This is a genomic window from Limnohabitans sp. TEGF005, from assembly GCF_055394835.1.
On sequence record NZ_AP029226.1, the window covers coordinates 2,508,917 to 2,517,921 of the forward strand.

Annotated in this window: 11 protein-coding genes; all 11 read right to left on the reverse strand. The window is 59.3% G+C overall.

What is annotated here, in order from left to right; all coding sequences use genetic code 11:
* Positions 1-6 precede the first annotated feature (6 nt).
* The 11 genes from ACZ5RG_RS12305 to ACZ5RG_RS12355 all read right to left on the reverse strand — a co-directional run bounded on the left by ACZ5RG_RS12305 (position 7) and on the right by ACZ5RG_RS12355 (position 9,000).
* Positions 7-507: a hypothetical protein gene (locus tag ACZ5RG_RS12305; protein WP_464447211.1), complete on the reverse strand. Its 501-nt coding sequence runs from the start codon at positions 505-507 to the stop codon at positions 7-9.
* Positions 504-3,131 (reverse strand): phage tail tape measure C-terminal domain-containing protein, encoded by a 2,628-nt coding sequence (locus ACZ5RG_RS12310; protein ID WP_464447212.1) that lies wholly within the window; start codon positions 3,129-3,131, stop codon positions 504-506. The genes ACZ5RG_RS12305 and ACZ5RG_RS12310 overlap by 4 nt, the downstream gene beginning before the upstream one ends.
* Complete coding sequence (locus ACZ5RG_RS12315; RefSeq protein WP_464447213.1) at positions 3,124-3,357, reverse strand: DUF7697 family protein; 234 nt, start codon at positions 3,355-3,357, stop codon at positions 3,124-3,126. Before ACZ5RG_RS12315 ends, ACZ5RG_RS12310 begins: the two co-directional genes overlap by 8 nt.
* Positions 3,358-3,440: 83 nt before the next feature.
* The gene (locus ACZ5RG_RS12320; protein WP_215347841.1) at positions 3,441-3,791 is read right to left on the reverse strand and encodes a hypothetical protein; all 351 of its coding nucleotides are present in this window, start codon (positions 3,789-3,791) and stop codon (positions 3,441-3,443) included.
* 15 nt (positions 3,792-3,806) lie between these two features.
* Entirely contained in the window at positions 3,807-4,745 is a 939-nt protein-coding gene (locus tag ACZ5RG_RS12325; RefSeq protein ID WP_464447214.1) for a phage tail tube protein, read from the reverse strand.
* 35 nt (positions 4,746-4,780) lie between these two features.
* Positions 4,781-5,227, reverse strand: a complete 447-nt coding sequence (locus tag ACZ5RG_RS12330; protein ID WP_464447215.1) for a hypothetical protein — start codon at positions 5,225-5,227, stop codon at positions 4,781-4,783.
* A 1-nt stretch (position 5,228) separates the two neighbouring features.
* A complete protein-coding gene (locus ACZ5RG_RS12335; RefSeq protein ID WP_464447216.1) occupies positions 5,229-5,888 on the reverse strand; it encodes a DUF6441 family protein in 660 nt (219 codons plus the stop codon).
* Entirely contained in the window at positions 5,885-6,226 is a 342-nt protein-coding gene (locus tag ACZ5RG_RS12340) for a head-tail joining protein (protein ID WP_464447217.1), read from the reverse strand. Before ACZ5RG_RS12340 ends, ACZ5RG_RS12335 begins: the two co-directional genes overlap by 4 nt.
* Positions 6,226-7,230, reverse strand: coding sequence for a major capsid protein (locus tag ACZ5RG_RS12345; protein ID WP_108401942.1), 1,005 nt, complete (start codon positions 7,228-7,230; stop codon positions 6,226-6,228). Before ACZ5RG_RS12345 ends, ACZ5RG_RS12340 begins: the two co-directional genes overlap by 1 nt.
* A gap of 3 nt (positions 7,231-7,233) precedes the next feature.
* Positions 7,234-7,611: a head decoration protein gene (locus ACZ5RG_RS12350; protein WP_464447218.1), complete on the reverse strand. Its 378-nt coding sequence runs from the start codon at positions 7,609-7,611 to the stop codon at positions 7,234-7,236.
* Between the two features lie 12 nt (positions 7,612-7,623).
* A complete protein-coding gene (locus ACZ5RG_RS12355; RefSeq protein ID WP_464448207.1) occupies positions 7,624-9,000 on the reverse strand; it encodes a S49 family peptidase in 1,377 nt (458 codons plus the stop codon).
* Between the last annotated feature and the right edge of the window lie 5 nt (positions 9,001-9,005).

Below are 9,005 nucleotides of genomic sequence, written 5' to 3' on the forward strand. Positions count from 1 at the left end.
ATTGATCTACCAGTAATCAGCAGCCGCCATGGATTGGTTGAGCCAGGTGTGCAGGCGCTCTCCCAGCGCAATGGCATCCGGCCCCAGCACCGCAGCAACTTGGATCTCGTCGGCAGTGAGCCGTGGAAATTCCTGCACCTCCAATTGCGCTTTGACTTGCCATCGGTTTCCGGTCAACAGCTCGGTGTCCCACGGCGCAATGAACCGGGACTGCACCGACTGAACACCCAAGCCCCCCGCCAATGGCATCGCAAACCAGAGAACGCCTTGGTTGAGGGCATGCACCCACCAGGCATCAAACACGGCAAACGCCTCTTGTGAGAAACGCCACTCCGCGCGCACCCGATAAAGCGTGCTCGTGGAGCGCAAGCGCATCCGAGCCGCCCCGGCATCGATGTCCGTTCGCACCCCATTCGATTGCGGGGCCAGCCCATAGCCCTCGATACGTGGCAGCGGCAAGGTGTCCGGCCAAATAGGGATGCCAACAGGCAAGGTCACATCACTCATCGCAAAGCTCCTACCGCTGGGTTAAGCCCATAGCGACGCTCAAGCGTGGGGGCAATGCCCACGCCCTGGTTGATGGAACGACTCATGCGCGCCTCGATCTGCTCGACGATCACATCCAGCCGAGTGCTACCGTCGGGTTGCTGGGTGGTTTGAACTCTCGCATCCACGCCCGGGGCATGGTTGGTCACATTCACCAGCACCTTGACCGGCGACGGATTGTTTTTTGCCAAAGCGCCACCGAGTGCACGCAACTGCCCCTGCGTGAAAACAGCCTCGCCCGGCTGCGCGATGATGGGCACCTCACCCGCCACCAAGCCACCGGTATGAAACCGCTGAGCGCCATCGAAGTGCTGCAGCCCGACAGAGCGTGTAGCCAGCACATCGCTGCCAATCAGGCCACCGGTGTGCGCCACCATCGTGCCGCCCGACATCAGATCCGTAGCTCCAGCTGGGAATGCACCGCCCAACCCGTTGCCGCCTGAACCACCAAATAGGTTCAGTCCGCTCATCCACCCGGCCAAAGGCAAGGTGATCATTTTTTGGATCTGGATGCGCACCAGATCTGCAATGATCGAGTTGGCCAAGCTGTTGAAGTCCACCTTGCCTGTCGTCACAAACTGAACCATTGCGTCCTCCATGGACTTGAAGGCACCGGTTACGGCACGTTCAGCCTGCTTGGCCGCATTGGTAGCGTCCTCAATGTAGGTGCGCAGGGAACTGCGAAGGCCATAGTCAAAGCTGCGTTGGTATTCCACGTTGGCGCGTGCCAGCTCTTCAACAATCGGCAACTGCCGCGCCAAGGCATCGTTGATCGCGGCAATCGCCTCGGCTTTGAGGCCAGGGTCGTTGATTTGCTCGGCCTGCCGCAATGCCATGACAGCGGCTTTTTCCATGTCAAAACGCGTCTGCAAAGCAGCGCGTTCAACCTCACCCACGTCCAGAAGCTGGCGCTTCAACTGCAACTCTTCCTGCTTGAGGCGGTTGTTGCCGATGTAGTTCTCGGTGATCTGATGGACCTTTTGCAGCTCCTTCTCGTACTCCTCGAACTTCTTGTCGGCTTCCTTCTGTTTTTCGATCCGCTCTATGGCATCGATGTATTTCTCTGCTTCCTTGACGATGCCTGCGTAGCCTTTGCGCTCGAGCTCCAAGGCCCGTGCGCGCAATTCAGCGCCTTCACCTTGGGTCACGCGCAGCGCACGCTGCTCCAACTGCTTCAAGAACTGCAAGCCCTCGTTGTTCTTCTCAAAGCCCGACAGATCCAGGCCACTGGGTCGCTTGCGGGGCATCTTGGGCAGGAATTCGTCATAAATCTTCTGAACCTGCGCAGCTTGTTCTGCGGTTTCAAGGACAAATTTCTGCCCCATGACACGCACCGTGCGGCGTTGCTCATCGAAGAATTTTTCGATCTTGTTGACGTAGCCAGGGTTGTCCGTCAGATGCGTCAAACGATCGTTTGCAGCCTCGACGAACCGATCGCGCGCCGCTTGCAACTTGGCAATTTCGGCATTGATCTGCGTCTCGTCATAGCCCATGGACTTCATGGAACGCAGCATGTCGGTCTTGATCCAGGTCTCGACGTCCTTGGCGACCACCTGCAGACTGTCAAACGGCTGGCTGATCACGCGCTTGGCAAGCACCGCCGATTCGGCAATGAAACCGAGCCCGGTTGCGACTTCCTCAAGAAAGGACAGAACCTGTTGCCGGTTGTGCGTGATGGCCTGCAACTCACTTGTGAAACCCCCGGCCTCGGTTTTGGCCAGGAACATCTGCTCCGTCAGGTCAGCCAGGATCGGCAGCAGCGCGGATCCGATTTGGCGCTGCACGCCTTCGTTGACCGCGTGCAAGCGCTTCATGTTGTCGTTGAACTCCTCTGCAGCTCGTGCTGCATCGGCAGACATGACCAGCCCGAGGCGCTTGGCCTCTTCCATCATTTCGGTCAGCCCATCACGCCCCTGGTTGAGCATGGGGATCATGTCCAGACCGTTCTTACCGAACAGCTTGACGGCCAGCGCCGCCTTTTCTGCGCTGTCGGGCATGGCTGCGAATTTCTCCGCCAGGTCCAAAAGCACCTGCTCAGTGGGACGAATCTGCCCTTGCGCATCTAACGCCGAGACCCCGAACGCCTTGAGCGCCGCACTGCCTTCGCCACCCTTGACCTTGGCATCGAACATGGCGGTCGAGAGGAATTTGAGCGCCTTGGTCAAGCTCTCCGCACTCACGTCCGACAGTTCGGAGGCATACAGCAGCGCCGACAAGGCCTCGACCGAGACAGCGGTTTTCTGAGAAAGCTTGTTGAGCTCTTCACCCACTTCAGCAACAGGCACGACTAACTGGTGCATGCCATAACCGAGCGCAGCAACGGATGCCCCCACGATCAAACCGGCTGGGCCAAGCCGACCGAGAACACTGCCGAGCATCCCAAGTCGGGAAGTGGCGTCTTCCATGCGCACGAAAGCGTCGTTGGCCGCCTTGGACAACAGGTTCAGACCGGCAGAGGCAGGCTGCGATGCCGACTCGATTTTTTTGAGCGATCGCTCTCCGGCTTCGCCCACGTCTGCCAGTTCGGCTTTGACTTTGCCGCCGTCAATGACAGCCAGTCGAATCGATAGGTTACGTTCAGCCATTTGGGTTGTCCGGAGATGGTTTGTTCAATGCTTGCGTCAGGCCCGCCTCGACGGCAGGGAATAAATGGGTCATGGCAGTGGGATCTGCATCCAATGCCTGGCTGGCAGACACCCACGCGTTGAAGTCCATGCCCAGCACTGCGCCTTGAACTGCACGCACTTGGGATGAGCAGACATCGAGCACCGCGAGTGCCTGCCAGCCCTCTTCGGTCCGAGGTGAATTCACCTGGTACGGACACTCAGGACAGGTCGACTCGCACGCGCCGCAGTACGTGGCCCCGCCACCGAAGTGCCATTCGGTGCGGGCCTTCAGCCGTTTTTTTCGGCATCCAAAAGATAGAGTGCAGCCAGGTATTCACGCTCGAAGGCATCGGCCACAGGCCACAGCTCCATGAGCGCAGAAATGCCGTCCGGCGTGACGGCTGCGGCTTTGCCTTTGTCGTCACCCACACCCTCCCAAGCCAAGATGGCAGCCTTGGCCAACTCGGTGATCAGGGTGGCGGTGCGCGCTCCGGCTGCCGCGTGGTCTTTGCCATCGATCAGAGCTGCAGCATGGCGAGCTGCCATGACCAACGCAGTGGTCGCAGGCTTGACTTTGATGCGCACGCCTTGGACCAGGTCGAGCCAATAAGGCTCACGTTTGAGATTGAGTTTGAGCATGTTTGCCTCTTAGGTTCAGTACGCAACCACGTCATTGACGAGTTGCACGGTCAGCATGTGACCGGCTGCGGTGTTCTTGGCAGCCTGCCAGTCAAAGGTGGCCTGAATGCCACCGGGGCCAGAGATCGAGAGCTTGGGCTTGGGCAAATAGACCTCATGCGCGATGAAGGTCAGGCTCTTGGTGGCGTCAATGACATAGCTGAAGGTCAACTCCAGCGGGGTGTTGTTGGTCGCGGCGTCGATCAATTCCGTATCCGCAAACCGCACCTCCAAATTGCCCGTCAGGCTGGCCACTGTGGGGTCGGCTCCTTCGATTTTTCCGTCGGAGCGAATCGTTTCGATGCGCGCCAGATTGTTCGAATAGGTCAACTGCGCCGCGACCACGTTGCCCAGGGCCTGGCCATTCTTTTTGATCGAACCCTGGAACTGATTAAAGCGAGTGATCGGCAAGGTCGTGGGCGTCGCGTCTGCGCTGGCGGTTCGCTTGACTTCGCCTTGGGCAATCAGGCCCAAGGTGGCATCCGCTGCGCCAGAGCGCGCGAACTTCACCTGCAATGAGTTGGCCATCACACCCGATGCCAAGAAGTACGCTGGAATGTCCGGCAGTCCCGTCTCCAGTGATAGGCTAGGCAGACCTGAGTTGCCAGAAACGAAGGTGTGGGTGTGCGCGTTGTCTCCCAGGCTCATTGGACTGCCCAGCAGCGCTTTAAGCCACATGCCGATGTTGCGCAGGTCGATGGGAATGACGATGTCACCCTCGACTTTGATCACGTCACGGATGGGCGCACTCGGGTCTCGACCCAGGCCAATCAGATCGTTAGCAATCAGGCCTTGCTCTGAGCCCAAGGTGGTGGAAACAAATGGAATCTTTCCAAAGTCTCCGGTCGGTGTGTTGCCATAGGTGGGTTCAAACGCAGCCAATAGGCTGGCGTTCGCGCCATATGCACGAGCCATGGTGAATCTCCAGGTTGTTAAAGTTTGTAAGGCGATCAGGCCAAGGGATGGCTGCTCGCGTAATGCATCACCACGTCGAGCGTGCAGGCCTTGATGCCCACAGACCCTTCGGGTGTGACGTCTTCAAATTTGGGTGGCATCACTTCGGCGTGGTCGATCTGCCCTGCCAAGGTCGGATCGGCCAAGATCAGGGTGCCCAGCGCCTGAAGCAACTCATCCATGCGCGCGTCTCTGGCAGATGCCTCGGGGTGCGCGACATAGATTTCGATGCTTGCCGCGTGCTCCCACAAATAGGTCACAGGTGACAAGGTGACATCGACCTGGGTCATGTCTCCATCGCGAAGGAACACCATGGCGTGCTCGCTGAGCCGCTCTGGCAGGGATGAATTTCTCCGTATGGCATTGGGCTGCAAGGGCAGCCCGTCCAACAGCGTGAACAAAGCCCCCAGCGCCGCTTCTCGTTGGCTGGTTTTGATCGTCATTTCATGTGTCCGAACTTTCTTCTGGCCACGACTGCGTGACCAACACCATCAGCCTGTCTTGCCACCGCTGGGCGGCACTGGCGATATCAAATTTCTTCTTGAGTTGGGCTTGCGGTACCAGCAAGAAAATAGGGACTGTGGTCAGCCCCCGTCCTGATTTCTGAGCGGAAGCCGATGCCGCCGCGAAGCCACCGCGCTTGCCTGTTTTGGCCCGCAAGTTGTCTGCCACCAGCAGCGACGGCTTGCCCGAGCGATACACAAAGCGCAGTCGTTGACCGCGCATGCGCTCCCACAGACCGGGCGTCATGCGTTTGCCACGTGGTCCAGTGCCTGCTGCAGGGAGCGGGATAGCGAGCCAAAACCCGTTCTTCGAACGGATCAACGCACCTTGGTCGTGCGCCGCAACGACAACAGGTGCGCGGCTGTACACAAGACCCGCCGAGCCCAAGCTGGGGCGTCCCTTCGGGTACACCTCGTCACGCCAGGTATTGGCCAGACGCGCGCCCAGACCAGAGCCTTCGATTTGCGAGCGCAATTCACTCTTGAGTCCTTGCGTCGCCTCTCGCACGCCAATGGTCACTGCCACCCGCGCCGAGTTAAGTTCCTGCGCCATCATTTTGGAGAGATCGCCCTGCAGGGCAGCCAGTAGTCGCACGCTCATGCTGACCTCGCTGTCGCTGGATAGTCATGCAAGGGGTAGGCGCTCACCGTCCAGATCAAACGATCACGGTCGACCAGCGCATCGCCTTGAATGACGTAGATGACACCCCGCCACGTCAGGCGATCGCCCTCTTGAGGCTGGGCGACATCGGCCGCTTGCAAGTCAAACCGGTACGAGGTCACCGCCAGATGTGACTGGCCGAATTCCTGTACCGAATCCGGTGCCTTGCTGATGACCTTGAGTTCGATGGTCTCCCCAGCCACAGTGCAGTACTGCGCCGGGGAGCCCAAACTTGCGAACAGCCGTTTGACACCCAAGGCAAACGGATCGCGTGGCATCAGCTGGCCAGGAGCTTGACCAAGAGCCCAGGGCGATGGCACATCGGCAGCGGATTGCTCTGCGTGTGCAGATCCGTGCCGCGACCAAATTCACGAGGCTCTTGCTTGGCGTACAGGGGCTGGCCCAGCGTATTGACCGTCTCATTGAAGTCAGCCGGTGCGAAGTACGTGGCAAAGGTGTCCACCGTGCCTTCGGGGAAAGCATGGCCTTCGCCAGAAGCGATGAACTTGCGCACATTGCCATCCACATCGGATGCTTGGCCCAGATACTCCTCGAAGGTGACGCCCGCAAAGGTGAAACCAGTGCGTTGGTCTGCACGCAGCGCCAGACTCTCCTGGTACCACTGATATGCCTTGACCACATTGGGGTGAGCTGTCAGAAGATCGAAGAACTCCGGAGAGACCAGCACGCGAACACCCGTCATGTATTCGCCCTTGAGGTTGAGCTCAAGGTAGCGCTTGAGATCCAGGCACTTCTTTTTCACGTCCGTTTTTTCGTTGTTGAGCGCGAAGTTGAACTCCTTGGGCTCAATGCCGAACTCATCGAAGAGGTTGTAGAGGACCGAACCGTCCGCATCCAGGATCACGCCCTTAAGTGCGCCCATGCGCAAATGCTCCAGCGTGATGGCGTGCTTGTTGCGCATCGACTGCAGATGCTCGGCCATCACATTCGCGATGGTTTCGGTGTCGGTTTCAGAACCAAAGGCACGCAGGCCTTGCACCTCTTCGGGCAGCACCACATCGTCGTGCGGAATGTGCGGGATGATGAACGAGCGCAGCGTGCGGCGACCGCGCTTGCCCACCGTGCCAGGGGCACCGACAGGAAGCGTGGGCAGCAAATTCAGAACGCCGTTGCGCTCTTCCACAGCGATCTGGCGAAAGCGCACAGGGCGAGCAGGCATCAGGTTGATCTGATCGAGCTTGCCGAACTGGTTGGGCAGGATGTTGATGGCAGCGGTGAGCGCCGTCATCGAAAACGCAGGGGACTGGAAAGGATTGTTCATTGCTTAGACTCCTTGGCGAACGAGGACGCCGATCGCTTCGAGCTGAGCGATGGCTGCGGTTTTTTCTTCCGTGGTGATGGCAGCAGGCCAGATGAGCGCGTGATCGGCCACGATGGCTTGACGCGAAACAATCAGGCCATTGGTTTTTTCTGCGGCACTGGCATCGATGCTTTGCAGCACCACGCCAGCCGCGACCTCGGAACCGTCGGTTGCAGAAGGGTCGAGTGCTTTGACCTTTTGGGTCGCACTGACTCGGCCAATCACGGCACCGAGCTTGAGGTTTTGTCCAGAAAGCACCGTGACCTGGTCACGGGAATACAGGTTTTCCTCTTCGTACTTGAGCAGGTCGCCCAAGGTGAGGTCATTGGTAATGGCAGTCATCAGGTTCTCCTATTAACGGTGGGTGACGTGCGCTGCGTCACGCTGCTTTTGAGCGCGCTGCTGCGCCGCACGAACGACGGGGCTGTCTTCGGGCTTGGCTTGGGTTTGGGTTCCTGCCTCGGGCAAGATGCGGCTGGAGATTTCGGGAGAGCCAGAGGCCTTGGCCGCCAACAGCTCCTTGCGTGCTTGGTCAACTGAGACACCACGCTCGATCAGGGCCGCCGTCATCTCGGACTTGCCCGCCAGAAGACACATCTCGGCAATGGCCAGCACCTGGGCACTGGCCGCCTTGATGTCGTGGCCTTGAGCTGCGGCACTGGCTTGCACCTGAGCGCCGGGTTGATCACCCGTGCTTTGCGCGGCATCGCCATCTTTTGCAGGCCCAGTACCTGTCTGGTCGGCTGGTTGGTGTTGCTCTTCTTGGTTGGTCTGCCCATCGGCAGTTTGGGTTGCATCGTTTTGCATGCAAACGCTCCTTTTCATGGACGGCCCGGGCGTGGAGATCCCCATCTCGCGGCCCGAACCTTGAATTCGCGCGATGGATGTCGTTTTCATTTGGAGCTCTTCACTCAGAGCGATCAGTGCGTCGTCAAGCGTCCCGACCACATCGGCCAGACCGGCATCAATCGCGTCTTGTGCGAAATACAGCCCGGCTTCGGTGTCTTGAACGTCTTGCGCTGAAAGGTTTCGGTTGACTGCGACCGTCGACACAAACAGGCCATACAGCCGGTCCACTTCGGCCTGCAGGGCTTGCGCCGCATCGGTGGACAAAGGTGCATGGGGCGACATGTCGTTCTTGCGGTCCCCGGCATACACCGCCGTGTAGCGAAGTCCGTTCATGGCGTCCCGCTGGGACTGATCCACATGCAGTGCGATCACGCCAACAGAGCCCACACCACCGGTTCGGGTGACATAGACCCGGGTGGCTGCGCTGGCGATGGCATACGCTGCGGAGAACGCGTCGTCGTTGGCAACGGCCCAGATGGGTTTGATCTGCCGAGCCGCCACGATCTGGTCTGCCAGATCAAACGCACCGCCAGCTTCACCGCCTGGTGAGTCAATGTCCAGCAAGATCGCATTGACTGCAGGATCCCGAACCGCCTGCGCAAGCTGCGCGCTGATGGCCGCGTAACTGGTCAGACCCGAAGCCGCATCGACCGCTGCCGCTCGCCGCACCAAGGTGCCGGACACGCTGATGACTGCGATGTTCGATGTCAACGAGGTTGGATTGGCAGGCGGGGCCTGCGCAGCCAAGTGCTTGATGAGTTGTTGCGAATCGTCTGACATGGCCACTCCCAAACGGGGGCCAAGCACCGAGAGAATCACATCCAGTTTTCTGGGGTGAATCAGCAGGGGCGTGCCAAAGATTCGCGATGCCAAATGTGGCATCGACG

Coding starts and splice junctions, on each gene's coding strand:
- ACZ5RG_RS12325 (WP_464447214.1), bottom strand. CDS start 4,745: ATGGCTCGTGCATATGGCGCGAACGCCAGCCTATTGGCTGCGTTTGAA.
- ACZ5RG_RS12305 (WP_464447211.1), bottom strand. CDS start 507: ATGAGTGATGTGACCTTGCCTGTTGGCATCCCTATTTGGCCGGACACC.
- ACZ5RG_RS12345 (WP_108401942.1), bottom strand. CDS start 7,230: ATGAACAATCCTTTCCAGTCCCCTGCGTTTTCGATGACGGCGCTCACC.
- ACZ5RG_RS12350 (WP_464447218.1), bottom strand. CDS start 7,611: ATGACTGCCATTACCAATGACCTCACCTTGGGCGACCTGCTCAAGTAC.
- ACZ5RG_RS12355 (WP_464448207.1), bottom strand. CDS start 9,000: ATGCCACATTTGGCATCGCGAATCTTTGGCACGCCCCTGCTGATTCAC.
- ACZ5RG_RS12335 (WP_464447216.1), bottom strand. CDS start 5,888: ATGAGCGTGCGACTACTGGCTGCCCTGCAGGGCGATCTCTCCAAAATG.
- ACZ5RG_RS12340 (WP_464447217.1), bottom strand. CDS start 6,226: ATGCCACGCGATCCGTTTGCCTTGGGTGTCAAACGGCTGTTCGCAAGT.
- ACZ5RG_RS12330 (WP_464447215.1), bottom strand. CDS start 5,227: ATGACGATCAAAACCAGCCAACGAGAAGCGGCGCTGGGGGCTTTGTTC.
- ACZ5RG_RS12310 (WP_464447212.1), bottom strand. CDS start 3,131: ATGGCTGAACGTAACCTATCGATTCGACTGGCTGTCATTGACGGCGGC.
- ACZ5RG_RS12320 (WP_215347841.1), bottom strand. CDS start 3,791: ATGCTCAAACTCAATCTCAAACGTGAGCCTTATTGGCTCGACCTGGTC.